34 protein-coding genes are annotated in these 25,296 nt (G+C 64.3%); 29 read left to right on the forward strand and 5 right to left on the reverse strand.

Annotation, left to right across the window (positions count from 1 at the left end):
* Positions 1-157: 157 nt before the first annotated feature.
* Positions 158-1,351 carry an elongation factor Tu gene (gene tuf, locus C8J25_RS02495; protein WP_031393767.1) on the forward strand — a complete coding sequence of 398 codons (1,194 nt, stop codon included), beginning with the start codon at positions 158-160 and terminating at the stop codon, positions 1,349-1,351.
* A gap of 250 nt (positions 1,352-1,601) precedes the next feature.
* On the opposite strand, the gene C8J25_RS02500 is transcribed toward tuf, so the two are convergent.
* On the reverse strand, positions 1,602-2,225 hold the full coding sequence (locus tag C8J25_RS02500) for a hypothetical protein (RefSeq protein WP_107952102.1): 624 nt from the start codon (positions 2,223-2,225) through the stop codon (positions 1,602-1,604).
* Positions 2,226-2,566: 341 nt separating this feature from the next.
* On the opposite strand from C8J25_RS02500, the gene rpsJ reads away from it, so the two are divergent.
* From rpsJ to C8J25_RS02630, 26 genes are all read left to right on the forward strand, one after another.
* Positions 2,567-2,875: a 30S ribosomal protein S10 gene (gene rpsJ / locus C8J25_RS02505; protein WP_007406109.1), complete on the forward strand. Its 309-nt coding sequence runs from the start codon at positions 2,567-2,569 to the stop codon at positions 2,873-2,875.
* A gap of 288 nt (positions 2,876-3,163) precedes the next feature.
* A complete protein-coding gene (gene rplC, locus C8J25_RS02510) occupies positions 3,164-3,910 on the forward strand; it encodes a 50S ribosomal protein L3 (protein ID WP_107952103.1) in 747 nt (248 codons plus the stop codon).
* Positions 3,911-3,912: 2 nt separating this feature from the next.
* Positions 3,913-4,539 (forward strand): 50S ribosomal protein L4, encoded by a 627-nt coding sequence (gene rplD / locus C8J25_RS02515; RefSeq protein ID WP_056047616.1) that lies wholly within the window; start codon positions 3,913-3,915, stop codon positions 4,537-4,539.
* Positions 4,532-4,846: a 50S ribosomal protein L23 gene (locus C8J25_RS02520; RefSeq protein WP_056047618.1), complete on the forward strand. Its 315-nt coding sequence runs from the start codon at positions 4,532-4,534 to the stop codon at positions 4,844-4,846. Before rplD ends, C8J25_RS02520 begins: the two co-directional genes overlap by 8 nt.
* 4 nt (positions 4,847-4,850) lie before the next feature.
* The gene (gene rplB, locus C8J25_RS02525) at positions 4,851-5,690 is read left to right on the forward strand and encodes a 50S ribosomal protein L2 (protein ID WP_055872649.1); all 840 of its coding nucleotides are present in this window, start codon (positions 4,851-4,853) and stop codon (positions 5,688-5,690) included.
* Position 5,691: 1 nt separating this feature from the next.
* On the forward strand, positions 5,692-5,967 hold the full coding sequence (rpsS, locus tag C8J25_RS02530; protein WP_031393761.1) for a 30S ribosomal protein S19: 276 nt from the start codon (positions 5,692-5,694) through the stop codon (positions 5,965-5,967).
* Complete coding sequence (gene rplV / locus C8J25_RS02535) at positions 5,967-6,344, forward strand: 50S ribosomal protein L22 (protein ID WP_056047621.1); 378 nt, start codon at positions 5,967-5,969, stop codon at positions 6,342-6,344. Before rpsS ends, rplV begins: the two co-directional genes overlap by 1 nt.
* Positions 6,344-7,051, forward strand: coding sequence for a 30S ribosomal protein S3 (gene rpsC / locus C8J25_RS02540; protein WP_055872646.1), 708 nt, complete (start codon positions 6,344-6,346; stop codon positions 7,049-7,051). Before rplV ends, rpsC begins: the two co-directional genes overlap by 1 nt.
* A 15-nt stretch (positions 7,052-7,066) precedes the next feature.
* Positions 7,067-7,501, forward strand: coding sequence for a 50S ribosomal protein L16 (rplP, locus tag C8J25_RS02545; protein ID WP_031393758.1), 435 nt, complete (start codon positions 7,067-7,069; stop codon positions 7,499-7,501).
* Between the two features lie 4 nt (positions 7,502-7,505).
* Entirely contained in the window at positions 7,506-7,712 is a 207-nt protein-coding gene (gene rpmC, locus C8J25_RS02550; protein ID WP_055872644.1) for a 50S ribosomal protein L29, read from the forward strand.
* A 10-nt stretch (positions 7,713-7,722) separates the two neighbouring features.
* Complete coding sequence (rpsQ, locus tag C8J25_RS02555; RefSeq protein WP_031393756.1) at positions 7,723-7,995, forward strand: 30S ribosomal protein S17; 273 nt, start codon at positions 7,723-7,725, stop codon at positions 7,993-7,995.
* A gap of 267 nt (positions 7,996-8,262) precedes the next feature.
* A complete protein-coding gene (rplN, locus tag C8J25_RS02560; RefSeq protein ID WP_031393755.1) occupies positions 8,263-8,631 on the forward strand; it encodes a 50S ribosomal protein L14 in 369 nt (122 codons plus the stop codon).
* Positions 8,631-8,948, forward strand: coding sequence for a 50S ribosomal protein L24 (gene rplX, locus C8J25_RS02565; protein ID WP_056047623.1), 318 nt, complete (start codon positions 8,631-8,633; stop codon positions 8,946-8,948). Before rplN ends, rplX begins: the two co-directional genes overlap by 1 nt.
* Positions 8,949-9,000: 52 nt before the next feature.
* A complete protein-coding gene (gene rplE / locus C8J25_RS02570) occupies positions 9,001-9,564 on the forward strand; it encodes a 50S ribosomal protein L5 (protein ID WP_082441396.1) in 564 nt (187 codons plus the stop codon).
* A gap of 65 nt (positions 9,565-9,629) precedes the next feature.
* Positions 9,630-9,935, forward strand: coding sequence for a 30S ribosomal protein S14 (rpsN, locus tag C8J25_RS02575; RefSeq protein ID WP_056015537.1), 306 nt, complete (start codon positions 9,630-9,632; stop codon positions 9,933-9,935).
* A gap of 10 nt (positions 9,936-9,945) precedes the next feature.
* Positions 9,946-10,341, forward strand: a complete 396-nt coding sequence (gene rpsH / locus C8J25_RS02580; protein ID WP_031393751.1) for a 30S ribosomal protein S8 — start codon at positions 9,946-9,948, stop codon at positions 10,339-10,341.
* Positions 10,341-10,874, forward strand: coding sequence for a 50S ribosomal protein L6 (gene rplF, locus C8J25_RS02585; RefSeq protein ID WP_056047628.1), 534 nt, complete (start codon positions 10,341-10,343; stop codon positions 10,872-10,874). The genes rpsH and rplF overlap by 1 nt, the downstream gene beginning before the upstream one ends.
* Positions 10,874-11,230 (forward strand): 50S ribosomal protein L18, encoded by a 357-nt coding sequence (gene rplR / locus C8J25_RS02590; RefSeq protein ID WP_031393749.1) that lies wholly within the window; start codon positions 10,874-10,876, stop codon positions 11,228-11,230. Before rplF ends, rplR begins: the two co-directional genes overlap by 1 nt.
* Before the next feature lie 3 nt (positions 11,231-11,233).
* Entirely contained in the window at positions 11,234-12,028 is a 795-nt protein-coding gene (rpsE, locus tag C8J25_RS02595; RefSeq protein ID WP_060524133.1) for a 30S ribosomal protein S5, read from the forward strand.
* Between the two features lie 6 nt (positions 12,029-12,034).
* Positions 12,035-12,211 (forward strand): 50S ribosomal protein L30, encoded by a 177-nt coding sequence (rpmD, locus tag C8J25_RS02600; protein ID WP_055872633.1) that lies wholly within the window; start codon positions 12,035-12,037, stop codon positions 12,209-12,211.
* Positions 12,212-12,331: 120 nt separating this feature from the next.
* Positions 12,332-12,874: a 50S ribosomal protein L15 gene (gene rplO, locus C8J25_RS02605; protein ID WP_056047631.1), complete on the forward strand. Its 543-nt coding sequence runs from the start codon at positions 12,332-12,334 to the stop codon at positions 12,872-12,874.
* Between the two features lie 446 nt (positions 12,875-13,320).
* Positions 13,321-14,685, forward strand: coding sequence for a preprotein translocase subunit SecY (secY, locus tag C8J25_RS02610; RefSeq protein WP_055872627.1), 1,365 nt, complete (start codon positions 13,321-13,323; stop codon positions 14,683-14,685).
* 52 nt (positions 14,686-14,737) lie between these two features.
* Positions 14,738-15,388: an adenylate kinase gene (locus C8J25_RS02615; protein ID WP_107952628.1), complete on the forward strand. Its 651-nt coding sequence runs from the start codon at positions 14,738-14,740 to the stop codon at positions 15,386-15,388.
* A 441-nt stretch (positions 15,389-15,829) separates the two neighbouring features.
* Positions 15,830-16,522 (forward strand): winged helix-turn-helix domain-containing protein, encoded by a 693-nt coding sequence (locus C8J25_RS02620; RefSeq protein WP_056050249.1) that lies wholly within the window; start codon positions 15,830-15,832, stop codon positions 16,520-16,522.
* Positions 16,519-17,865: a sensor histidine kinase gene (locus tag C8J25_RS02625; RefSeq protein WP_167397642.1), complete on the forward strand. Its 1,347-nt coding sequence runs from the start codon at positions 16,519-16,521 to the stop codon at positions 17,863-17,865. Before C8J25_RS02620 ends, C8J25_RS02625 begins: the two co-directional genes overlap by 4 nt.
* 172 nt (positions 17,866-18,037) lie before the next feature.
* A complete protein-coding gene (locus C8J25_RS02630; protein ID WP_107952104.1) occupies positions 18,038-19,297 on the forward strand; it encodes an MFS transporter in 1,260 nt (419 codons plus the stop codon).
* A 33-nt stretch (positions 19,298-19,330) separates the two neighbouring features.
* On the opposite strand, the gene rsmD is transcribed toward C8J25_RS02630, so the two are convergent.
* Both rsmD and C8J25_RS02640 read right to left on the reverse strand, forming a co-directional pair.
* Complete coding sequence (gene rsmD / locus C8J25_RS02635) at positions 19,331-19,873, reverse strand: 16S rRNA (guanine(966)-N(2))-methyltransferase RsmD (RefSeq protein ID WP_056060491.1); 543 nt, start codon at positions 19,871-19,873, stop codon at positions 19,331-19,333.
* Positions 19,873-21,453, reverse strand: coding sequence for a pseudouridine synthase (locus C8J25_RS02640; RefSeq protein WP_107952105.1), 1,581 nt, complete (start codon positions 21,451-21,453; stop codon positions 19,873-19,875). The genes rsmD and C8J25_RS02640 overlap by 1 nt, the downstream gene beginning before the upstream one ends.
* Positions 21,454-21,573: 120 nt before the next feature.
* On the opposite strand from C8J25_RS02640, the gene C8J25_RS02645 reads away from it, so the two are divergent.
* The gene (locus C8J25_RS02645) at positions 21,574-22,005 is read left to right on the forward strand and encodes a response regulator (protein ID WP_056060487.1); all 432 of its coding nucleotides are present in this window, start codon (positions 21,574-21,576) and stop codon (positions 22,003-22,005) included.
* A gap of 87 nt (positions 22,006-22,092) precedes the next feature.
* Positions 22,093-23,424, forward strand: a complete 1,332-nt coding sequence (locus C8J25_RS02650) for an MFS transporter (RefSeq protein ID WP_107952106.1) — start codon at positions 22,093-22,095, stop codon at positions 23,422-23,424.
* A gap of 7 nt (positions 23,425-23,431) precedes the next feature.
* Here C8J25_RS02650 and C8J25_RS02655 read toward each other — a convergent pair whose 3' ends face one another.
* Together C8J25_RS02655 and C8J25_RS02660 are read right to left on the reverse strand one after the other, a co-directional pair.
* Positions 23,432-23,908 (reverse strand): DUF6628 family protein, encoded by a 477-nt coding sequence (locus tag C8J25_RS02655; protein ID WP_244186687.1) that lies wholly within the window; start codon positions 23,906-23,908, stop codon positions 23,432-23,434.
* 68 nt (positions 23,909-23,976) lie between these two features.
* Positions 23,977-25,296, reverse strand: coding sequence for a bifunctional folylpolyglutamate synthase/dihydrofolate synthase (locus C8J25_RS02660; protein WP_107952107.1), 1,320 nt, complete (start codon positions 25,294-25,296; stop codon positions 23,977-23,979).

Below are 25,296 nucleotides of genomic sequence, written 5' to 3' on the forward strand. Positions count from 1 at the left end.
GCTTCGGTCAGCGACCGAAGTTCGACGACGCGGAATTCACTTCCGCGTCGGCCTCTCCCCAAGCAGGGGCTGGCGCAACGCTTTAACAGCCGCTATTGGGCCGCGTTCGCGCGGTTCCCGGGGTGGCACCGGAATACGAATCAGAAGGTAGGAAACAATGGCCAAGGCAAAATTTGAGCGGAACAAGCCGCATCTCAACATCGGCACCATCGGTCACGTCGATCATGGCAAGACGTCGCTCACCGCTGCGATCACGAAGGTTCTGGCAGAGACGACCGGCGGTACCGCCGTCGACTTCGCCAACATCGACAAGGCTCCCGAGGAGCGCGAGCGCGGTATCACGATCTCGACCGCACACGTCGAGTACGAGACGGCCAACCGTCACTACGCGCACGTCGATTGCCCGGGCCACGCCGATTATGTGAAGAACATGATCACCGGCGCAGCCCAGATGGACGGCGCGATCCTCGTCGTTTCGGCGACCGATGGCCCGATGCCACAGACCCGTGAGCACATCCTGCTCGCACGCCAGGTCGGCGTGCCCGCAATGGTCGTGTTCATGAACAAGGTCGATCTGGTCGACGACGAGGAAATCCTCGAGCTGGTCGAGATGGAAATCCGCGAGCTGCTCAGCTCGTACGACTTCCCGGGCGACGACATCCCCGTCATCAAGGGTTCGGCTACCTGCGCCCTGTCGGGTTCGAACCAGAAGCTCGGCGCCGACGCCGTCACCGAGCTGATGCAGGCCGTCGACGACTACATCCCGCAGCCAGAGCGTCCGCTCGACAAGCCGTTCATGATGCCGATCGAGGACGTTTTCTCGATCTCGGGTCGTGGTACGGTCGTCACCGGCCGCGTCGAGACCGGCATCGTCAAGGTTGGCGAGGAAGTCGAGATCGTCGGCATCCACCCGACCGTCCGCAAGACCACGGTCACGGGCGTCGAGATGTTCCGCAAGCTACTCGACCAGGGCCAGGCTGGCGATAACGTCGGCGCGCTGATCCGCGGCGTTGCACGTGACGAAGTCGAGCGTGGCCAGGTGCTCTGCAAGCCAGGCACGATCAAGCCGCACACCGATTTCAACTCGGAAGTGTACGTGCTGTCGAAGGAAGAGGGTGGCCGTCACACGCCGTTCTTCGCCAACTACCGCCCGCAGTTCTACTTCCGTACGACGGACGTGACCGGCACCGTCGAGCTGCCTGAGGGCACCGAGATGGTCATGCCAGGCGACAACGTGTCGCTCGGCATCAAGCTGATCGCACCGATCGCCATGGACGTGGGCCAGCGCTTCACGATCCGCGAAGGCGGCCGCACCGTCGGTGCAGGCGTCGTCAGCCAGATCGACAAGTAAGCATCTTCTCCTTCGGGAGTTAATCGAAGAGCCCGGCTTCTCGCGAGAGAGGCCGGGCTTTTCAGTGTTTGGGGAGGGGACGGTTCACCTGCAGAGCGGTTCGCTGACAGTTGGGTTGTCTACCGTACTCAACCCGGTCACCGCGGCCGATCGAGATTAAAGTTACCCATTTCGCTAATGGTGGTGAATCGGACGAACCGACAATTTCAACGTCTAGGCTTGAGTTCTACCTGTCTGGCAAATTACTTAGTCAGTCAGAAATATATTCGTCCTCGTCCCAATCGGGATCGAAATAGACATGGTGTGAATGATCTTCGACCGTTAGCGAGTTGAACCCGCCAGCAACCGACATCGTTGTCTCACGGATAAAGTCTGGAAGAAAGTCGAGCCACTGGTCTGGGCGGATTGCCACAGTATAACAGGCGCCAGCCCCAGAGTCGCACCAGATACTTTCGATACGATCCCGAGCTCTGTCGGGTAGGGCATCGAGAATACTGCTCATTGTCGCGAGCTCACGACTTGAACCGTAGCGGCTTGAGACGACGACCCCGCGGTGATTGATTTCGGGTTCCGGCGCATGCAGACCGGCATCTGCAATATCCAGATCCCGCTGATGCTTTAACGCCGCGGCAAGTTTCGGCGCCATTTCTAGGATCTCTAAATTCCCTTGGTGGAAAATACGGCCGGTTGTGAGGCCGGACATAGCCGAGTCCGGTTTTCTCCGCTCAAAGGCATGGCGAGCATCATGGTAATCGTTAAAACCTGCGTCGCGCGCCTCTAGTTCGAGCGCCGCGTGGTGGGTGCAGCCTTTCGCCTTTCTGCGTTTCACCGCAGCGCGCTTGAGGCCCTCTAGGGTGTGATATTGCTTCGTCATGGCCTGTTCCCTTGGCCATAAAAGAAACGTCGCCCGCTAACGCTTCCCATGACCTTGGACAGACTATGGTGAAACTGGTCTTTAGACAGTGTCGGTGAGGACTTCGCCTTGCGGGCGGCCTGCTCCTGTCAGAAGCCAAACGGTAGTCTAGGCGATTTGCTCATTGAGGCAAGGGTCACTTTAGCGGCGTCATCCTGACGGGCGCGTCATTTTCGGTCTGCGAAAATCGCATGCCCCCTAGTTGCGTTTTCGCCGACTCTCCCGTAATGGCCCGCCTTCGGTTTAAACATCAACCAGCAAGAGCCCGGAAACGGGCCCGCTCTTTCGCATCGGTAGGGACTATGGACAGCAATATCCGCATTCGTCTGAAGGCGTTCGATCACCGTGTGCTCGATCAGGCCACTGGCGACATCGCCGACACCGCACGCCGCACCGGCGCGCTCATCCGCGGTCCGATTCCCCTTCCGACGCGCATCGAAAAGTTCACCGTGAACCGCGGCCCGCACATCGACAAGAAGTCGCGCGAGCAGTTCGAGGTGCGCACGTACAAGCGTATGCTGGATATCGTCCAGCCGACGCCGCAGACGGTCGATGCGCTGATGAAGCTGGACCTCGCCGCTGGCGTTGACGTCGAGATCAAGCTCGCCTAAGGGCTGGCGCGGCGCGGTCGACCGGTAACGGTCCCGCGCCGTTCGACATTGGGATACCGCCGTCGGTGAAAACCGACGGGGCAGCGTCCCCCGTCACGCTTCCGCATTCGCAGGAGCACCAGCCCGGGACGGGGGCACGTTTCGTATTTACCGGGTTGAACCGACTCCATTCAGGGCATTTGCCGGGGATGGGGTCAGGTGGACGCATCATGGAGCTCGCTCCGGACATGGTCCGCAAGCCCCCGAGGAATAGTCCGACGGGGCCTCTGTCTAGGAAGGGACAAGATCATGCGTACTGGCGTGATCGCGAAGAAGATGGGGATGACCCGCCTGTTCCAGGAAGATGGTCGGCACGTGCCGGTCACCGTTCTGGCACTCGAAGGCAATCAGGTCGTTTCCGTTCGCGAAATGGATCGTGACGGCTACACTGCCGTCCAGCTTGGTGCAGGTGTCGCCAAGTCGAAGAATGTCCCAAAGCCGCAGCGCGGCCATTTCGGCAAGGCCGAAGTGGAGCCCAAGGCTGTCGTCCATGAGTTCCGTGTGAACGCAGACGGCCTGCTCGACGTCGGCGCCGAAATCTCGGCCGACCATTACGTTGCAGGCCAGATCGTCGATATCCAGGGCAAGACCCAGGGTAAGGGCTTCCAGGGCGGCATGAAGCGTTGGGGCTTCGGCGGTCTGCGGGCAACCCACGGCGTGTCGGTCTCGCACCGTTCGCTCGGTTCGACCGGTCAGCGCCAGGATCCGGGCAAGGTCTTCAAGAACAAGAAGATGGCCGGCCACATGGGCGACAAGTATCGCACCCAGCAGAACCTCGAGATCGTATCGACGGACGTCGAGCGTGGTCTCCTGTTCGTCAAGGGTTCGGTTCCTGGCTCCAAGGGCGGCTGGCTCTTCGTCAAGGACTCGGTGAAGGTCGCGCGCCACGCCGACGCACCGTTCCCCGCCGGTCTCAAGACCGCAAACAGCAACACCGCAGCAGACACGCCGGCCGAAACGACCGACGCACCTGCAGCCGACGGCCAGGAGGGCTGAGCGTGAAGATCAAAGTTTCATCTTTCGCCGGCACTGACGCAGCGGACATCGAGCTCAACGACGAGGTCTTCGGCCTCGATCCGCGCGCCGACATCCTGCACCGTGTCGTCACCTGGCAGCTCGAGAAGCGTCGCGAGACGGCTCGTGGCACCCGTGAGCGCGCAGACGTCGCACGCACCGGCAAGAAGTTCGGTCGCCAGAAGGGTGGCGGTACGGCTCGTCACGGCGATCGTCGCGCACCTGTGTTCATCGGTGGTGGTAAGGCTCACGGCGCACGCGTCCGTGACTTCAACCCGTCGCTGAACAAGAAGGTTCGCTCGCTCGGCCTGCGGATGGCTCTCAGCAGCCACGCCAAGGCGGGTTCGCTGGTCATCATGGACAGCCTGGCTGTCGAGGGTGGCAAGACCAAGACGCTGCAGGGCGATCTCGCAAAGCTCGGCTTCGGCAAGCGTGCGCTCGTCATCGACGGCGACATGGTCGACACCAGCTTCGCATTCGCTGCGGGCAACCTGTACGAAGTGAACGTAATGCCGGCTGCCGGCGCGAACGTTTACGACATCCTGAAGCATGACACGCTGGTGCTGACGCGCGCCGCTGTCGAAAAGCTGGAGGCGCGCTTCCATGGCTAAGAAGCAGAAGGCGGGCATCGATAATCGTCATTACGACGTTATCCTGGCCCCGCACATCACCGAGAAGACGACGACCCTGTCGGAGTTCAACGCGGTTGTGTTCAAGGTGTCGAATGATGCCACGAAGCCCGAGATCAAGGCGGCCGTAGAGGCGCTGTTCGACGTAAACGTCGTCGGCGTGAATACGCTCGTCCAGAAGGGCAAGACCAAGAAGTGGAAGGGCACGAACTACTCGCGCTCCGACATGAAAAAGGCAATCGTGACGTTGAAGGACGGTCAGTCCATCGACGTGACGACGGGGATCTGAGGCCATGGCACTCAAGCATTATAATCCGACATCGCCGGCACGCCGCGGTCTCATCCTGGTCGACAAGTCGTCGCTCTGGAAGGGTCGCCCCGTCAAGGCGCTGACCGAAGGTAAGCACAAGACCGGCGGTCGTAACAACAAGGGCCATGTGACCTCGCGCGGCATCGCCGGCGGTCACAAGCAGAAGTACCGCTACATCGACTTCAAGCGTCGCAAGTGGGACGTCGAAGGCACCGTCGAGCGGATCGAGTATGATCCCAACCGCACCGCGTTCATCGCCCTGGTCAAGTACCCGGACGAGGAACTCGCCTACATCCTGGCGCCACAGCGTCTGGCCGTCGGCGACAAGGTCCTCGCGGCCAAGAAGACCGACGTGAAGCCAGGCAATGCCATGGAGCTCGGTCAGATGCCGGTCGGCACCATCGTCCACAACGTGGAGATGAAGCCGATGAAGGGTGGCCAGATCGCCCGTTCGGCCGGCACGTACGTGCAGGTCGTCGGTCGCGACAAGGGCATGGTGATGGTCCGCCTGAACTCTGGCGAGCAGCGCTACATCCGCAGCGACTGCATGGCGACGGTTGGCGCGGTCTCGAACCCCGACAACCAGAACCAGAACCTGGGCAAGGCAGGCCGTTCGCGCTGGATGGGCATCCGTCCTCTGACGCGCGGCGTCGCCAAGAACCCGGTCGACCATCCGCACGGCGGTGGTGAAGGCCGTACCTCGGGTGGCCGTCATCCGGTTACGCCTTGGGGCAAGCCGACGAAGGGTGCGCGCACGCGTCATAACAAGTCGACCGACAAGATGATCATCCGGTCGCGTCATTCGACGAAGAGGAAGGGCTAACATGGCTCGTTCAGTCTGGAAGGGCCCCTTCGTGGACCTTCATCTGCTCAAGAAGGCAGAAACCGCCCAGGACACCAACGCGCGTTCGCCGATCAAGACCTGGTCGCGTCGCTCGACGATCCTGCCGTCGTTCGTGGGTCTCACGTTCAACGTCTATAACGGCCGCAAGTTCGTGCCCGTCTCGGTCAACGAAGACATGGTCGGCATGAAGCTCGGTGAGTTCGCGCCCACGCGCTACTTCCCCGGCCACTCCGCCGACAAGAAGGGCAAGCGCTGATGTCTAAGCAAGTCAGCCCGCGCAAGGTCGCGGACAACGAGGCGCTTTCGGTCGGTACGCAGATCCGTGGTTCCGCGCAGAAGCTCGGCCTCGTGGCTGCGCTGATCCGTGGCAAGAAGGTCGGCGATGCGATGAACATCCTCGCCTTCTCGACCAAGGGCATGGCGATCGAAGCGCGCAAGGTGCTGGCCTCGGCCATCGCCAACGCCGAGAACAACCATAACCTCGACGTCGACGCACTCGTCGTCGCCGAGGCTTCGGTCGGCAAGTCGATCACGATGAAGCGCTTCGCTACCCGCGGCCGCGGCAAGTCGACCCGCATTCTCAAGCCATTCAGCCGTCTGCGCATCGTCGTGCGCGAGCAGGAAGAAGCATAATGGGTCAGAAGAGCAACCCCATCGGTCTGCGTCTGCAGATCAACCGTACCTGGGATAGCCGCTGGTACGCCGAAGGCGCCGACTATGGTCGGCTCCTGCTCGAGGATCTCAAGATCCGCGCATTCATCATGAAGACGCTGCCGCAGGCCGCGATCTCCAAGGTGGTCATCGAGCGTCCGGCAAAGCTGGCCCGCATCTCCATCTTTGCTGCACGCCCCGGCGTGATCATCGGCAAGAAGGGTGCGGACATCGAGAAGCTGCGTTCGACGATCGGCAAGATGACGTCGTCTACCGTGTCGCTGAACATCGTCGAGATCCGCAAGCCGGAAGTCGATGCGCGTCTCGTCGCGCAGGGCATCGCCGATCAGCTCGAGCGTCGTATCGCCTTCCGTCGCGCCATGAAGCGTGCGGTCCAGTCGGCGATGCGTCTCGGTGCCGAGGGCATCCGGGTGAACTGCGGTGGCCGTCTCGGCGGCGCCGAGATCGCACGGTCGGAGAGCTATCGTGAGGGTCGGGTTCCGTTGCACACGCTGCGCGCGAACATCGATTATGCCGAGGCTACGGCGCACACGTCCTACGGCGTTTGCGGCGTGAAGGTCTGGGTCTTCAAGGGCGAGATTCTCGGCAACGATCCGACGTCGTACGACCGCATCATGATGGAGGCTCAGACCTCCGGCGTGCGGCCGCAGCGCGACGATCGTCGCTAAGGGGCAGGAACAGACATGCTGCAACCAAAAAAGACCAAGTTCCGGAAGGCCTTCAAGGGCAAGATTTCGGGCGACGCCAAGAGTGGCTTTTCGCTCAATTTCGGCTCCTACGGCCTCAAGGCGATGGAACCCGACCGGATCACCGCACGCCAGATCGAGGCGGCCCGCCGCGCGATCACGCGTCACATGAAGCGCCAGGGGCGTTTGTGGATCCGCATTTTCCCAGACCTTCCGGTCTCGGGAAAGCCAGCCGAAGTCCGCATGGGTAAGGGCAAGGGCGCGCCGGAATACTGGGCCGCTCGCGTCAAGCCGGGTCGGATCCTGTTCGAGCTCGACGGCGTCGACGGCAAGATCGCCGCCGAGGCGTTCGAGCGGGCGGCCATGAAGCTGCCGATCAAGGTAAAGGTCGTTGCCCGCCTGGGCGACACCTCGCATCTGGGAGGCGAGTAAGATCATGGCTCGTATCGACGACATGAAGACCAAGAGCGACGACCAGCTGTCGGAGTCGCTCGGCGAACTGAAGCGCGAGCAGTTCAACCTGCGCTTCCAGGCCGCCACGAACCAGCTCGAAAAGCCGAGCCGCGTTCGTGAGGTCCGCCGCGACATCGCTCGCATCAAGACCCTGCAGGCTCAGCGCACCAGCGCTGAAGCCGCGAAGTAAGGAACGTATCATGCCGAAGCGCGTGCTGACCGGTCTGGTCGTGTCCGACAAGGGCGACAAGACGGTGGTCGTGAACGTTGAGCGTAAGGTGAAGCACCCGCTCTACGGGAAGATCATCCGTCGCTCGAAGAAGTATCATGCTCATGACGAGAGCAACGAGTTCAAGCAGGGCGAGACCGTGCGGATCGAAGAGACCGCACCGATCTCGAAGCTGAAGACCTGGAAGGTGATCGAGCGGGTCAACACCCACGCGACGCCAGAGCGGGCTTCGGCCGAGGGCTGAACTGGTACGCTCCAAACCCCGTCAGCCCAGCGAAAGCTGGGATCTCGTGGTGAAGAGCGATCGGCTCGAACAGGGATACCCCAGCTTTCGCTGGGGTGACGGGTTTGAGTTAAGAGGGCAGGGGGGAAACCTCCTGCGCTCTTGTTTTCGTAAACGGGAACGGCTAAGCGGCCGCTCCTCCCCGCTGCGGTTCGTCCGTGGCGGGGTGATTTTTTAGGCGGGGTTCGGTCGGTATCGACCCCAGAGACAGAGAAGGGATACGGATCCATGATCCAGATGCAGTCCAATCTCGACGTCGCTGACAACAGCGGCGCGAAGCGGGTGCAGTGCATCAAGGTGCTTGGGGGTTCCAAGCGTCGTGTTGCAGGCGTTGGCGACATCATCGTCGTCAGCATCAAGGAAGCGCAGCCACGTGGCCGTGTTAAGAAGGGCGACGTTCACCGCGCGGTGATCGTGCGTACCGCCAAGGATATCCGCCGTGCAGACGGTACGGTCATCCGCTTCGACGGCAACGCCGCGGTGCTGGTCAACAAGAACGAGGAGCCGATCGGCACCCGTATCTTCGGCCCAGTCGTTCGCGAGCTGCGCGGCAAGAAGCACATGAAGATCATCAGCCTCGCGCCGGAGGTGCTGTAATGGCGTCGCAGCGTATCAAGAAGGGTGACAAGGTCATCGTCCTGTCCGGCAAGGACAAGGGCAAGACCGGTGAAGTCACCGTCTCCATGCCGAAGACCGACAAGGTCGTCGTATCGGGCGTCAACATCGCCGTGCGCCACACCAAGCCGACTCAGGGTGACCCGCAGGGTGGCCTGATCCGCAAGGAAGCACCGATGCACGTTTCGAAGGTCGCGCACGTGACCGCAGACGGCAAGCCGACCCGCGTTCGCTTCGAGGAGCAGGACGGCAAGAAGGTCCGCGTCGCCGTCAAGACCGGGGAGAAGATCAATGGTTGATCAGAACACTGGCGCTGAGAACACCGGCACCGAGGCCGTCTACGTTGCGCGCATGCGCAAGCTGTACGACGAGACGATCATCAAGGCGATGACCGAGAAGTTCGGTTACAAGAACGTCATGGAGATCCCGCGGCTCGACAAGATCGTGCTGAACATGGGCGTCGGCGAAGCCACGCAGGACAAGAAGAAGGTCGACCAGGCTGCTTCCGAAATGGAGCTGATCGCCGGCCAGAAGCCTGTCGTGACGAAGGCCAAGAAGTCGATCGCTCAGTTCAAGCTGCGTGAAGGCATGCCGATCGGCGTGAAGGTAACCCTTCGCCGCGAGCGCATGTACGAGTTTCTCGACCGTTTCATCACGATCGCTCTTCCCCGCGTCCGCGATTTCCGCGGCCTCAACCCGAAGAGCTTCGATGGCCGTGGCAACTATGCCTGCGGTATCAAGGAGCAGATCGTGTTCCCAGAAATCAGCTATGACCGGGTCGACAAGGTCCGCGGCATGGATGTGATCGTGACGACGACCGCAAAGACCGACGACGAGGCTCGCGAGCTTCTCCGTCTGTTCGGTTTCCCGTTCCCGATCGAAGACGACGCTGCCGACGAGAAGAAGGCAGCTTAACTACCAACCGCCGCCCCTGACCTCGTGTCACGGGCGGCGCTTCAGGAAAGAAAGAACTTAAGTCGATGGCGAAACTGAGTTCAGTCAACAAGAACGAGCGCCGCAAGCGCATGGTCAAGCAGTATGCCCCGAAGTACGCGGCGCTGAAGGCTATCGCAGCGGACAAGACGCTCGACGATGGTGAGCGTCTGATCGCTCGCCTCAAGATGGCGGCACTGCCGCGCAACGCGAACCCGACCCGCATCCGTAACCGGTGCGAGCTGACCGGTCGCCCGCGCGCCTATTACCGTAAGTTCCGGCTCTGCCGTATTCAGCTGCGCGATCTGGCCAACAAGGGCCTCATCCCCGGCGTCACGAAGTCGAGCTGGTAAGGACTAAATCATGGCAGTGACCGATCCCCTGGGTGATTTGCTCACCCGTATCCGTAATGGCCAGCGCGCGAAGAAGGACTCCGTCCTCACGCCGGCGTCGAAGCTGCGCGTCCGCGTGCTCGACGTTCTGCAGCGCGAAGGCTACATCCGTGGCTATAGCGAAGAGCAGATGGGCCCCGCGGCCGGCCTTCGCATCGAGCTGAAGTATTTCGAGGGCCAGCCTGCGATCAAGCATGTCGCGCGCGTCTCGAAGCCCGGCCGTCGCGTCTATTCCGGCTCGCAGGAACTCCCGCGCGTCCGTAACGGCCTCGGCATCACCATCGTCTCGACGCCCCGCGGCGTGCTTTCGGATTCCGAAGCGCGCGAGCAGAACGTCGGCGGCGAAGTCCTCGCGGAGGTGTTCTGATGAGCCGCATTGGTAAGAAGCCGGTCACCGTACCGGCGGGCATTACGCCGACCATCGAGAACAAGCAGCTGACGATGAAGGGCCCCAAGGGTACCCTCAAGATGCCGCTTCGCGACGAGATCAGCTACACGATCGAAGACGGCGGCATTTCGGTGCAGCCGGCCAACGACACCAAGCGCGCTCGCGCGTTCTGGGGCATGCAGCGGACCATGGTGCAGAACCTGGTCACCGGCGTGTCGGAAGGCTTCACCAAGAAGCTGCTGATCACCGGTGTCGGCTATCGTGCCGCAGCCCAGGGTCGCAACCTCAAGCTGCAGCTCGGCTACAGCCACGACGTCAACATCGACGTGCCGGAGGGGATCGAAGTCAAGACCCCCGACAACACGACGATCGAGATCTCGGGTTCGGACAAGCAGATGGTCGGTCAGCTGGCCGCGGAAATTCGTCAGTGGCGCAAGCCCGAGCCTTACAAGGGCAAGGGTATCAAGTACGACGGCGAGTTCATCTTCCGCAAGGAAGGGAAGAAGAAGTAATGACCAAGGGACTTTCTCTTTTCGCCAAGCGGCGTCGCCGCAACCGTACCGCGCTCCGCGCACGTGCAGGCACCCGTCCGCGGTTGTCGGTGCATCGCTCGGGCAAGCACATCTATGCCCAGGTGATCGACGATGCCGCTGGCACGACGGTCGCATCGGCCTCGACGCTGGAGAAGGATGTGCGCGGCACGTCCGGCGCCAACATCGACGCGGCGACTTCGGTCGGCAAGCGCGTCGCCGAGGCTGCCAAGGCAGCGGGCGTGACTCAGGTCGTGTTCGATCGCGGCGGCTTCCTCTACCACGGTCGCGTGAAGGCTCTTGCCGATGCCGCGCGCGAAGCCGGATTGGAGTTCTAAGACATGGCTGACGAAAACAACACGCCGGCAGTAATCGCTCCCGAGACGACCGCACAGGACGTCACGGCTCAGAACGTTCCGCAGAGCACTGGCTACCAGGGCAACAACGGTGGCGGTCGCGGTCGCGGCGGTCCCGGTGGCGGCGGCGGTGGCGGTCGTGGTGGCCCCGGCGGCAACCGCAGCGGGGGCCCAGGCGGCAACCGCGGTGGTCGCGACGGCGGTCGCGGTCGCGACAATCGTGGTGGTCGTCCCGGTGCGGACGATGGCGGCGAAGAGCTGATCGAGAAGCTGGTGCACATCAACCGCGTCTCGAAGACGGTCAAGGGCGGTAAGCGCTTCGGCTTTGCAGCGCTCGTCGTCGTCGGCGACGGCAAGGGTCGTGCAGGCTTCGGTCATGGCAAGGCACGCGAAGTGCCGGAAGCCATCTCGAAGGCGACGGCTGCTGCCAAGAAGAAGATGGTTCGCGTTCCGTTGAAGGACGGTCGCACGCTGCATCATGACGGCAACGGTCACTTCGGTGCCGGCAAGGTCACGCTGCGGTCGGCGCCTCAGGGTACGGGCATCATCGCCGGTGGCCCGATGCGCGCAGTCTTCGAATCGCTGGGCGTTGCGGACGTTGTGACCAAGTCGGTCGGCACGTCGAACCCCTACAACATGATCCGCGCCACGTTCGAGGCCCTTGGCGAGCAGACCTCGCCCAAGGCCGTCGCACAGCGTCGCGGCAAGAAGATCGCCGACCTGCTCGGCCATGGTGGTTCGAAGACCGCCGAGGCCGATGCAGCTGCGATCACGGAGTAAGCGATCATGGCAACCATCAAGATCACGCAGACCGGTTCGCCGATTCGCCGCGAGAAGGATCAGCGCGCAACGCTGATCGGTCTCGGTCTCAACAAGATGCACAAGACCCGCGAGCTGGAAGACAGCCCAGAGGTCCGCGGCATGATCCGCAAGGTGCAGCACATGGTGTCGGTCGAAGGCTGAGCCTTCACGCTACCTAGTGACAAATACCGGGAAGGGGGCTAACGGCCCCCTTCCTTATTTCCGGATTCGAACCCGGCGATTTCAAACCAGCGCGTAACAAGCGAAAGCGAGTGCATTACCATGAAGCTCAACGAACTCCGCGATAACGAAGGTGCCCGTAAGTCCAAGATGCGCGTCGGACGCGGCATCGGCTCGGGCAAGGGCAAGACCGCAGGCCGCGGCCAGAAGGGCCAGAAGAGCCGCGAGGGCGTGTCCATCGCCGGCTTTGAAGGCGGCCAGATGCCACTGCACATGCGTCTGCCTAAGCGCGGCTTCAACAACATCTTCCGCAAGGACTTCGCAGAGGTCAACCTCGGCGCGATCCAGCTCGCGGTCGATGCCGGCAAGATCGAGGCCAACGCCACGCTCGACCACGACGCGCTGAAGGCCGCTGGCCTGGCACGCGGCGGCAAGGATGGCGTCCGCCTCCTCGCCAAGGGCGAGCTGACCACGGTCCTCTCGTTCACCGTCGACGGTGCGTCGAAGGGCGCGATCGAAGCGGTCGAGAAGATCGGCGGCAAGGTCGAGGTGATCCACTTCGTCCCCGCAGCCGAGAAGGCTGCCGCCAAGAAGGGCGTGAAGTACAAGGAGCGTGCGGCGCACAAGGCGTCGTTCAAGGCTTAAGCCGGACTAAAGGGGGCGGGTGTTGATGCACCCGCCCCTTTTTCGTTTGCAGGGGCTCGCGTTTATCGGTTGCGATTAATACCCCGCTTCCGTTTACTGGGAGCGCACCCTTGTTCCGTTCGCCCTTAGCGAAGTCGAAGGGTACGTCACTCGGGGCAATGTCCTTCGACTACGCTCAGGACGAACGGAATTTGGGTATTTCGCGACCCTCATCCCGTTCGTCCTGAGTAGGGGCTGAGCGAAGCCGAAGACCCGTATCGAAGGATTTGCCCCAAGCGAGCGGGTCCTTCGATACGCCGCTTCGACAAGCTCAGCGTCTACTCAGGACGAACGGAGTGGGCACTTAGGCCACCTAGCCATTAGACAAGCGCGCCCGTGCGCCTATATGAGCGGCGGGGGCGGTCACAACGCATCCCGCCTTCTTTGTTTCCAGGACGATCACACGCATGGCATCCGCAGCCGACCAGATGGCGCAAAGCATCAGCCTTTCGAAATTCGCGAAGGCGACCGACCTCAAGAAGCGGTTGTGGTTCACGATCGGTGCGCTGATCATTTTCCGCCTGCTCAGCTATGTCCCGCTGCCGGGTGTCGACCCGACCGCGCTCGGACTGCTCTCGCAGCAGACGCAGGGCGGCGTGCTCGACTTTTTTAACACCTTCTCGGGTGGTTCGCTCAGCCGCATGTCGCTGATCGCGCTCGGCGTGATGCCCTACATCACCGCCTCGATCGTGGTGCAGCTCGCGACCTCGCTGTCGCCGACGCTCGCCGCCATCAAGAAGGACGGCGAATCGGGTCGCAAGCGCCTCAACCAGTACACGCGCTATGGCACCGTCGGCCTGACCGCGGTGCAGGGCTATTTCATCGCCGTCGGCCTTGAGACGCTCGGCGCCGCTCAGGGCATCCAGGCGGTCATCGAGCCTGGCATGATGTTCCGCGTCGCCGCGGTGATCTCGCTGATCGGCGGTACGATGTTCCTGATGTGGCTCGGCGAGCAGATCACTAGCCGCGGCATCGGCAACGGTGTCTCGTTGATCATCATGGCCGGCATCGTCGCGCATCTCCCCGTCACGCTCGTCAACCTGCTCGAAGGTGGTCGCTCGGGCTCGCTCGACCCGATCAAGCTGATCGGCATCGTTGTTGCGGTGGTCGTGCTGATCCTGTTCATCTGCTTCATGGAGCGCGCGCAGCGCCGCATCCTGATCCAGTATCCCAAGCGCCAGACCCAGCGCGGCATGCAGGCCGATCGCAGCCATCTCCCGCTGAAGATCAACACCGCCGGCGTCATCCCGCCGATCTTCGCGTCGTCGCTGCTGCTGATGCCGCTGACGATCTCGCAGTTCGCCGGCCAGCGCGTTGCCGGTGAATCGAAGTGGGGTGATTTCATCATTACCCTCAACCAGTACCTGCAGCACGGTTCGCCCGTGTACATGCTGCTGTACGGTGCCGGCATCATCTTTTTCTCGTTCTTCTACACCGCGGTCGTCTTCAACCCCGAGGAAACCGCCGACAACCTGAAGCGCAATGGCGGGTTCATCCCCGGCATCCGCCCAGGCAAGAACACCGAGAATTACTTCGATTACGTGCTGACGCGCATCACCGTGATCGGTGCGGCGTATCTGACGATTATCTGCCTGTTGCCGGAATATCTGGTGACCGCGTTGCAGATTCCGTTCTACCTCGGTGGCACCAGCCTGCTGATCGTCGTCAACGTGACGATGGACACGGTGACGCAGATCCAGTCGCACCTGCTGGCGCACCAGTATGGCGACCTGATCAAGAAGGCGAAGCTCAAGGGCAATCGACTTCGTTAAGCTGCGGGTCTAACGCGGTAAAAATCCTGCACGAACGAGGGGAGTGCGTTTCGTGAATATCATCCTTCTTGGACCGCCCGGCGCGGGCAAGGGCACCCAAGCCGCCACGCTCGTCAACGAGCGCGGCATGGTGCAGCTTTCGACCGGCGACATGCTGCGGGCAGCCGTCGCCGCCGGAACGCCGGTCGGGCTTCAGGCGAAGTCGGTGATGGAGTCCGGTGGTCTCGTGTCGGACGAGATCGTGTCGGGCATCATCGGCGAGCGTCTCGACCAGCCGGACACGGCGAATGGCGTCATCTTCGACGGCTATCCCCGGACGGCTGCTCAGGCGGAGGCGCTCGACGGTCTGCTCGCCGATCGTGGTCGCACGCTCGACTACGTGATCGAACTGGGCGTCGACGAAGCTGCGCTGATCGACCGCGTGGTCGGCCGCTACACGTGCGCCAAGTGCGGCACGGGCTATCACGATCGCTACAAGAAGCCGGTCGTTGCCGGCGTCTGCGACGTCTGTGGCTCGACCGAGTTCAAGCGCCGTCCCGACGACAACGCCGAAACGGTTCACAACCGCATGGCCGAATACCGCGCGAAGACGGCACCGATCCTGCCGATCTACGACGCACGGGGCCTGGTCCACCGCGTCGACGGCATGGCGGATATCGCGCATGTCGGTGCGGCGATCGCGGCGATCCTCGACAAGAAGTAGGTGTGTTCCGCCGCGGAGGCGGGGCCCCAGTTATGGGTCGCGCCCTCGCCCCCTCATCCGTCATCCCGGCGAACGCCGGGACCCACGGATACGGTGGACCAAGCGAGAGCGTGCTACCACTCCCCACTCCGCAACCATGGGTCCCGGCGTGCGCCGGGATGACGGGGTAGGGGTTGGGTAGATTTTTGGGACGGTTTCGTATCGAGCCCCGCAACAACATCAACATGACGAAATTGTCACCCCTCGGTCATCGCCCTGACCCCCGCCCGATCCTAGAACGACCACGTGGCCAGCAACGGTCGCATGAGTTTCCAGAGATCGGTGCCCGTCACTCCCGGGGGTACCGTGGGGGCCGGCGGGAAGGGTTCTTTCCGCCGGCCTTTCCGTTTATAAGGGCAGGAGATGACGACCGAAATCGGTGGCAGGGAAGGTGATACCGCGTTGAGCCGCAAGATCCTGATCGTCGAGGACGACGCCTCGACATCCGCCTATCTTGCCAAGGGCCTGGCTGAGGCCGGCCATGCAATCGAGGCCTGTGCAGACGGCCGCGACGGCCTGTTCCTGGCAAGCGAAGGCATCTTCGATCTCATCATCGCGGACCGTATGCTGCCCGGTCTCGACGGCCTGTCGATGGTCAGCGCGATTCGTGCCGCCGGTATCGCCACGCCGGTCCTGATTCTATCGGCACTTGCCGCCGTCGACGACCGTGTCGATGGGCTTAAGGCCGGTGCCGATGACTATCTGTGCAAGCCCTTCTCGTTCGCGGAGCTCTCCGCACGCATCGAGGCCATGCTCCGCCGCTCCGACCGCGCCGCGACCGAGCCGCAGAAGACCAAGCTCTCGGTCGGTGACCTGGAGATCGACCTGCTCGCCCGCGCCGTCTCCCGCGCCGGCCGCTCGATCCCGCTCGGCGCGCGAGAGTTCAACCTGCTCGAATTCCTTGCCCGTCATGCCGGCCAGGTCGTCACGCGCACGATGATGCTCGAGAAGATCTGGAACTATCATTTCGACCCGGGCTCGAACGTCGTCGACGTCCATATCGGTCGTCTCCGTCGCAAGCTCGAGGAAGGGTTCCCGACGCCGATCCTTCACACGGTCCGCGGCGCAGGCTACCGGCTCGCCGTCGAAGGGTGATTCGCCTTTCGGTAACAGCCCGAATCGCGCTGCTCTCGATCGCGCTGGCACTGATATCCAATCTCGCGCTGGTTGGCTTCGTCTGGAAGACCACCAGCGCGGATGCGATCGACGCGATCCGGCGCGAGACCACCGAACAATCGGAAGCCCTGCGCGCGGTCTGGCGTAACGGCGGCCTCCCCGCGATCCGTCAGGCGATCGACAGCGCAGTCGTCCCCGGCGACGTGTCGCTCGTCCTCGCGGTAGTCGACCCGAAGGGCAGGGCAGTCGTCGGCATCGCGCCCGAGCGCCTCGCGGTCCCGCTTCGCATCACGCAGTTTCGCATCGCACGACTCGGTGCAGACGAGCTCTGGTCGGCGCGCGAGACCGGGTATGCGCTCCACCCCCTCGGCAGCTACTGGCTGTTGACCGGTCGCAATCTCGACCTGATTGCCGCGGAGGAACGCGCGATCGAACGCGCGTTGGCCGTCGCCGTGTTCCTGTCGCTCGCGCTCGGCGTGGTCGGCGGGCTGGTTCTCACGCGTTACGTGAGCCGCCGGCTCGATGGCATCGCCAAGGCAATCGAGGCGGCGGGCGAAGGCGACCTGTCCCGCCGTGTCGATATGATTGCAGGCGGTGGCGACGCCTTCGATCGCCTTGCCGCCCGCCTCAATGTCATGCTCGGCAAGCTCGAAGGCGTGATGGCCGAACTGCGGATCGTCACCGACAGCCTCGCACACGACCTCCGCTCCCCGCTCGCACGCCTGCGCACCAAGACCGAGCAGGCGGTGCTGATCGCCGACCCCGACGCTCGGGAAGCGGCGTTGGGCGGCCTCCTGGTCGAAACCGACTTGGTGATGCGGATGCTGACGATGGTAATCGAGATCAGCCGCTCGGGCTCGGTGTCGCGCGACCGCTTCATTGAGGTATCGCCCGCGAACCTGCTCGAAGAGATCGGCGAACTCTACGCGCCAGTGGCGGAGGACGCCGGCCTCGTCTTCACGATCGCGATCGACGACCGCGCACCGCCGATGAAGCTGCACCGCGAACTCATTAGCCAGGCGATTACCAACCTGATCGACAACGCGCTTCGCCACGGCGCCGGTGGTGGCGAAGTCACGCTGCGGATCGTCCACCGCACCGATGGCGTCGCGATCCAGGTCGAGGACCGAGGCCCCGGCATCGCCGCCTCCGACCGCGCCCAGGCGTTGAAGCGCTTCGGCCGCCTCGATAGCGCCCGCTCGACCCCAGGCGCAGGACTCGGCATGGCGCTGATCGAGGCGGTGGCGCGGCTCCACGATGGCCACTTCGAACTCGCCGACAACGCCCCCGGCCTCGTGGCGCGGATCGTCCTCCCAATCTGATCCTCCCCCGCAAGGGGGAGGTGGCTGGCGCTTGCCAGACGGAGGGGGAGAAAAGGCTAACCTCGGTTGCGTGTCCTCCCCCTCCGTCGCTACGCGCCACCTCCCCCTGCCGGGGGAGGATTGTAAGCCGCAATCGGTTGACCGGAACCGCCTCCCCGGCGAGACCGTGTCCATGACGACCCTTGCCTCCCACCGCCGCATCCTCGCCGCCAGCCTGGTCGGCACCGCGGTCGAGTTCTATGATTTCTACATCTACGCGACCGCCGCGGCACTGGTGTTCGGGCCGCTGTTCTTTTCGGGGCAGTCCGCCTCGGCGCAGTTGCTGCTGAGCTATGCCACATTTGGCTTGGCCTTCGTCGCGCGCCCAGTCGGCGCGATCGTGTTCGGGCATTTCGGCGACCGGATCGGGCGCAAGTCCACCCTCGTCGCATCGCTGTTGCTGATGGGCGGATCGACCGTCGGCATCGCCTTCCTCCCCACGTACGCGCAGGTCGGTTGGATCGCCCCCGCGCTGCTGTGCCTGATGCGGCTCGGGCAGGGGCTCGGGCTTGGCGGCGAATGGGGCGGGGCGGCGTTGCTGGCGGTCGAGAACGCGCCGCCGCACCGCAAGAACACCTGGGGCATGTTCCCGCCGCTCGGTGCCCCGGTGGGCTTCCTCGCCGCGAACGGGCTGTTCCTGATCATCGGACTCGTGCTCGACGAGGCACAGTTCTTGGCCTGGGGTTGGCGGATCCCGTTCCTGCTCAGCGCGATCCTCGTCGGGCTCGGTCTGTGGGTACGCCTGAAGCTGACCGAGACGCCAGCGTTCCTCGAAGCCGAGGCGACTGAAGCGCTCCCGAAGGTACCAATCGCGACCCTGCTGACGCAGCACCTGCGCGCAACGCTAGCGGGCACGTTCGGCGTCATCGCATGTTTCGCGCTGTTCTACCTCGCGACCGCCTTCGCACTTGGCTACGGCACGAAGACGCTCGGCTATTCGCGCGAGGCGTTCCTCGGGGTCGAACTCGTCGCGATCTGGTTCCTGGCAGGTGGCGTGATCGTGGCGAGCGTGCTGGCGGATCGGCATTCAGCAGCACGGATGCTCGCGATCGGGTTCGCAGGGTGCATCGGCGTCGGCGCACTGATGGGGCCGATGCTGGGCGCGGGATCGCTGTTCACGGTATGGCTGTGGCTGTCGGGCGCGCTGTTCGTGATGGGGTTCGCCTACGGCCCGCTCGGCGGGTGGCTGCCGAGCCTGTTTCCGGCGGGGGTGCGCTACACCGGCGTGTCGATGACGTTCAATCTTGGCGGCGTGCTGGGCGGTGCGCTGGCGCCGATCGTCGCGGAGGCACTGGCCCCGCATGGGTTGTGGCTGGTCGGCGGGTATCTGATGGCGGCCGGGGTGCTTAGCCTTGGCGGGCTGTTGATCCTCGGCCGCACGACCGAAAGGTAGAATGCTCTCCCGCCTCTGCGGGAGAGCATGCCTTTACGCGGAGACTGGCCGCAAGAGTGTCAGCCGCGCCTTGCCGTGCACGCGCGTGGCGTCGACCTCGAAGCCGGCGAGTTCGACGACCTCGGCCTTCGCTGTCTCCAGGCTGATCCACGTCGCCGGTCCGACCCACCCAAGCCGCGACAGCTTGTCGAGCGCGACCAGTCCGGCGCCGGTGTTATAGGGCGGATCCATCAGGATCACGTCGAGCGGCGCCGGTGCGGGCCCGAGCGCCATCACCGACGTCGCGCGGACATCACCGCGGATCTCCAGCTTGGCGAGGTTCGCCTTCAGCGCGTCGACCGCCAGCTTGTCCGATTCGACGAACATGCACGTCGCCGCGCCACGCGAGAGCGCCTCGATCCCGAGCGCGCCCGAGCCTGCGAACAGATCGGCGACCGCCAACCCTTCGAAGCTCCCGACGCGGCTCGTCAGCATCGAGAACAACGTCTCGCGCATTCGGTCGGCGGTGGGACGGGTGGTGTCACCCTTCGGTGCGGCGATCTGACGGCCGCGGTACAGTCCTGCGATGATCCGCATCAGCGCTTCCCTCCACGTGGTGCACGGGGCGGATGACCGCGCCCTCCAGACGGACCCTTCCCAGGTGCGGTAGGACGACTACCGCGTTCAGGCCGCGCCGGACCCTCCGATCGCACCGGCCTTGGCTCGGCGCCCGGACGCCCGCTGGCACTCCGCGCCGCGCGCTTGTCGAGCGAGCTACGCCCCCGCGAATCGTCGGCCTGCGGACGGAAGCCCCGCGGTTGCTCCTGACGCTGCACGGTAGCGCCCGCACCGACTCGCGACGGCGCAGCACGCTCCCGCGGTGGCTTGGCGGCGCGGAAATGCTTGATCTTCGGGCTCGTGCTCAGTTCCTCGCCGCGATCCGCACGCTCCTGCCGCACATACGGCTTGGTAGTCTCGCCACTCGTCGGCCGGGCGTGATGCGTCCCGCTCGGCCGCGCGGCGTTGCGTGTATCGGGCCGGGCCCAGGGATCGTTGACGTCGCCGCGCTGCATCGCCGCGGTCGGACGGATCCGCTCCGGACGCGCCGGTCGCGAAGGCCGATCGGTCGGTACCGCGCCGCTAGAAAAGCCCGAGCTTGCAGGCGCCGCATACGGACTGCGAACCGGCGCACGCACGCCAGCAGTAGGGCGCGCACCCGAAACCGGACGAGCACCAGGCGCCGGCCGTGCCGCCGGAGCAGGCCGCGGCGCGTTGCTGCCACGCTGACTAGACCGCGCGCCGATTCCTGCCCCGGCACCGGCACTTGCACTGATCCCGATATTCGCGCGCGCGCCCGGACCCTCGGGCCGCCCCTTCGCGAGTTCCTTCTGGAACGCGACGACGTCGTGCTGGAGCACTTCGCCGATCTGCCCCGGCGGCAGGTCGCCGAGCACGAACGGGCCGTAACGCGTCCGAATCAGCCGCGAGACCTGCAACCCAAGATGCTCCAGCACGCGGCGGACTTCGCGGTTCTTGCCTTCGGTCAGGATCATCTCGATCCATACGTTCGCACTAGTCCGACGCTCGATATTCGCGTTGATCGAACCATAGCGTACGCCCTCGATCTCAATCCCCTCGATCAGTTCCTCGAGCTGCGGCTGCGTGATGTTGCCGTAAGCGCGCGCGCGATAAGCACGCTCGACCCCGGTCGCGGGCAGCTCGAGCTGGCGCTTGAGCCCACCGTCGGTGGTCATCAGCAACAGGCCTTCGGTGTTGAGATCGAGCCGCCCGACCGGCACCAGCCGCGGAAGATCCTGCGGCAGGCGGTCGTAGATCGTCGTGCGTCCGGCCGGATCGCGCTCGGTGACGAGCAGCCCGGTCGGCTTGTTATACAGGAACAGCCGAGCCGAACTCGGAGCCTCGACTGGGTCGCCGTCGACCGTCACGCCGTTGAGGTTGCGCAGGATGGTAGCTGGCGTGTCGAGCGTCGAGCCGTTGAGCGCGACGCGGCCTTCGGCGATCATCCGCTCGATATCGCGGCGCGAGGCGATCCCGGCGCGCGCGAGCAGCTTGGCGATACGGTCGCCCTTGATCGGTGCGGCCGGCGTTTCGGGGGAAGTTGCGGGCGCGTCGTTCGACGGGCTGGCAGTCGGGTTATCGTCTTTTGAAGTCGTCATGGCGCGGCTGATACTATGGATCGGCGTCCAGCGCGAAAATATTTGCGACCGTTCGTGCGGCGGTGCGTTAGAACTCGCGAGCGTAACGACCTTTCGTTCGCGTCCGGGGGCCTTTCGGCAATGTTGTTCGGGAAGAAGAAGCGGCAGATTGTCCGGCTCCTCGTGGTCGAGGATGAACCGCTGGTCGCGTTCGACACCGAATATTTCCTGACCGACGCGAAGTTCACGATCGTCGCGACGATCGACCGGGTCGCGGAAGCCTTGCCGATTTTGGCGAGCGACACTGTGATCGACCTGGTGCTTGTCGACGTGAACCTGGCGGATGGTTCCGGTATCGACGTTGCGCGCGCGGCACAGGCTCGGGGCGTGCCGGTGATGTTCGTGACCGGAAGCTGCCCGGTCGAGGCGACCACGCTCGCCGCCGGCTGCATGGCCAAGCCCTACATGCCACGCGACCTGATCGCCGCGATCGAGGCGATCGAGGCTATGCTCGGTGGTGGTAAGCCGACGCGCGTGCCGTCGGGCTTCACGTTGTTTCCGCGGACGGCGTGACGTTTCCCCACGCTCCATCGCCTGACGGGTAGCGCATCCGCGATTTCCCGTTAGGGTTCGCGCAAGCGAGTGGGGAGCGTAAGTGCGATGAACGGAACCGTAGGAAAGCGCTGGAGCGACGGCTTCCGGCCGTATGCGGAGAAGGCGCCGCTGGGAGCTTTGGCGCTCGGCATATCCTCGGGCTTTCCGTATGCGATGATCGGCGCGACGCTGACGACGCGGCTCGCGGCCAGCGGTATCGACAAGAAGACGGTGACGGCGTTCAGCCTCGCCTTCCTCGTCTACAACCTGAAGTTCTTGTGGGCGTGGGTGGTCGATGGCGTCCGGCTGCCGATCATCGGTAGACTGGGTCAACGCGTCTCTTGGCTGATCGTGACGGCGGCGCTTGTCGTCGCGGCGGTGATCAATCTCGCCTTGGTCGACCCTGCCGCGAGCATTGCAGCGACAGCGACCGCAGCGATCCTCGTCGGTGCGGCTGGCGCAACTTTCGACGTCGTGATCGACGCGTTCCGCATCGAGACGCTCGAACCGCGCCAGTTGGGCGTCGGATCGGGGATGAGCCAATATGGCTGGCGGATCGGCTCGGCAGGCTCAGGTGCGCTGGCGCTGGTGGTCGCCGAACGCGCCGGCTGGAACGCGGCCTATCTGGCGTGCGTCGTCTTTGCATTGCCCGCGGTCCTGGCGGGCCTGGCGCTGGGCGAGCCCGAACGACGCCGTCCGCCGATCGAACGCCGCGGTCTCGCCGAGGGCTTTCGCGCGATCTGGGGGCCGTTCGTCCAGTTCTTCTCGCGCGAAGGGGCGTTCATCGTCCTCGCCTTCATCCTGATCTTCAAGGTCGGCGACACGCTCGCCAATCTGACGCTGCGGTTGCTGTTCGACGACCTCGGCTTCACCGGCGACGAGATCGCGTTCTACGATGTCGGGATCGGCTTCGTTGCCTATCTGGTGGGCATCTTCATCGGTGGCATCCTGTACGCGCGGATGGGGATGAAGCGATCGGTACTGCTGTCGCTGGTGCTGATGGGCGTCTCGAACCTGTCGTTCGCGGCGCTGGCGGCGGCCGGGCACTCGAACCTCGGCATGGCGGCGGCGATCGGCTTCGAGAATGCCTCCAGCGGTTTTGGCGGCGTCGTCGTGATCGCGTACTTCTCGGCTCTGTGCGACCTGCGCTTCACCGCAGCGCAGTTCGCGCTGATCTCCGCGGCGGCAAGCATCGTCGGACGGATCGTCACCGGCACCACTGCCGGTGCCTCGATCGAGGCATTCGGCTATGTCGATTTCTATCTGCTGACGACCGCCCTCGCGCTGCCGGGCATCGTCCTGTTCTGGTGGATGAGCCGGTCTGGGATGATCGACCGTTCGATCGGCAGCGCGGGCGTCGAGGGTGAAGGCGACGCCCGCGCCGGCGATCCGGTCTAGCCCACCGCTACACCGTGATCGGGCGTCCCTCGTCGGCAAACGCCGCTGCGACCGCGGCGGCGCTGGCGAGGACGCCGTCGATGCGACGGACGCCGAGCAGGTCGGCCATAAGATAGCGTGCGATCTCGGGCGCAGTTTCGACGCGCGCGAGCACCGACAGCATCGCCGATTCCGCCGGCGTCATCCGCGCGCAGCAGCACGGGGCGATCGCGATCGTACCTGCCGAAGTACCGGCAAGGTCCGCCATCAGCGCCCTCAGCAGCACCAGCGGGCGACGGAAGCCTTGCCCGAACGCAGTGAACATCGTGTGCGAAGCGCGGGCATCGGCGAGCCCGTGCGCCCCCATCCGGCGCATCGCGAACAAGGCGATTCGTGCGTTTTCACAAGGCGGTAGCGCGTGGGGCAGCAGCGAGGTCGCGCTGGCGATGGTCTGTGTCGAGGCGGCCGTCGAGTTGGTCGTCGAATTGGGGCGGGTATCGGTCATTCACGCGACTCCGTGGTGGTATCCACAAAGTCGCCCGTTGGTTATTGATAGTCAATAGCAATAAGAGCTCAGTCCGGCGGTTGGTCGTTTGCGGCGAGCACTTCACCGGCGAGGTAGAGCGAACCGGCGATCAGCACGAGTTGCGGCGGGTCGGTTTGTGTGGCGATCGAGGCTAACGCTTCACTGGGCGTGGCGGCTGTTCCGGCGGTCTTTCCGAACGATCGGGTGAGCGTCGCAAGTGCCTCGGGCGCGTGATGGGCGTGGCCGGGGACGGGGATGGCGATGACATGGCCGACCGATGGCGACAGGATGCGGATCACGGCGTCCGCATCCTTGTTCGCGAGCATGCCGAGGATCAGCGTCACCGGGCGGCCCTTGGCGAGCGTCCGCAGAGAGCGCGCGACCGGTTGCGCGGCGTTCGGATTATGTGCGCCGTCGAGCCACAGCTCGCTGCCCTCGGGCAATCGCGCGAGCAGCGGGCCATCCGACAATCGCTGCATCCTTGCAGGCCAGTGCGCCCAGTCGGCGGCAGCGCGCATCGCCGCTTCGGGAATGTGCAGCGCGCCCTGGTGACGGAGCATGGCGATCGCGAGCGCGAGGTTGCGCGACTGGTGCGCGCCGACGAGGCGGGGGCGGTTGGTGACGACCGAAAAACCGGTGTCCTCGTAGCGGACGGTCGAGCGTGCGGTTTCGCTGCTCCAGGCGGTGCCGCGGGCGAACACGGGTGCGCCGGCGGCATCGGCGACCGCGGCGATCTTCGCGCGGAGGGCCTTTGGATAGTCCATCGTGACCAGCGGCACGCCGGGCTTGGCGATGCCTGCCTTCTCGCCGGCAATCTCCAGCAGCGTGTCGCCAAGGAACGACTGGTGATCGATGCCGAGCGCGGCGATGCCGGTGACGACCGGGTTCGGAATGACGTTGGTTGCGTCGAGCCTGCCACCGAGACCGACTTCGACGATCGTCGCAGCGGCGGGCGTGCGCGCGAAGGCGAGGAAGGCGGCGGCGGTGGTGACTTCGAAGAAGCTCGCCTGGAGATCGGCAGCGTGGTCGAGCACTTCCGACAGCAAGGCGGCGAGCAACTCGTCGTCGATCAGCTTGCCCGCGAGGCGGATGCGTTCGTTGAAGCGGACGAGGTGCGGCGAGGAATAGACGTGCACGCTGTGACCGGCGGCTTCGATTGCGGCGCGCAGGAACGCGCAGGTCGAGCCCTTGCCGTTGGTGCCGGCGACGTGGAACACCGGGGGGAGGTTAAGGTGGGGGTTGCCGAGGCGGCTCAGGAGCGCGGTGATACGCTCCAGACCTAGGATGTCCGCGCCGGGCGACAGCGCGGTCAATCGGTCGAGCTGCGCTTGCACTGCGGGCGAGGAAGAAACGGCGTGGTCGGGCAT

It is taken from the genome of Sphingomonas faeni (assembly GCF_003053745.1).
GTDB lineage: Bacteria > Pseudomonadota > Alphaproteobacteria > Sphingomonadales > Sphingomonadaceae > Sphingomonas > Sphingomonas faeni.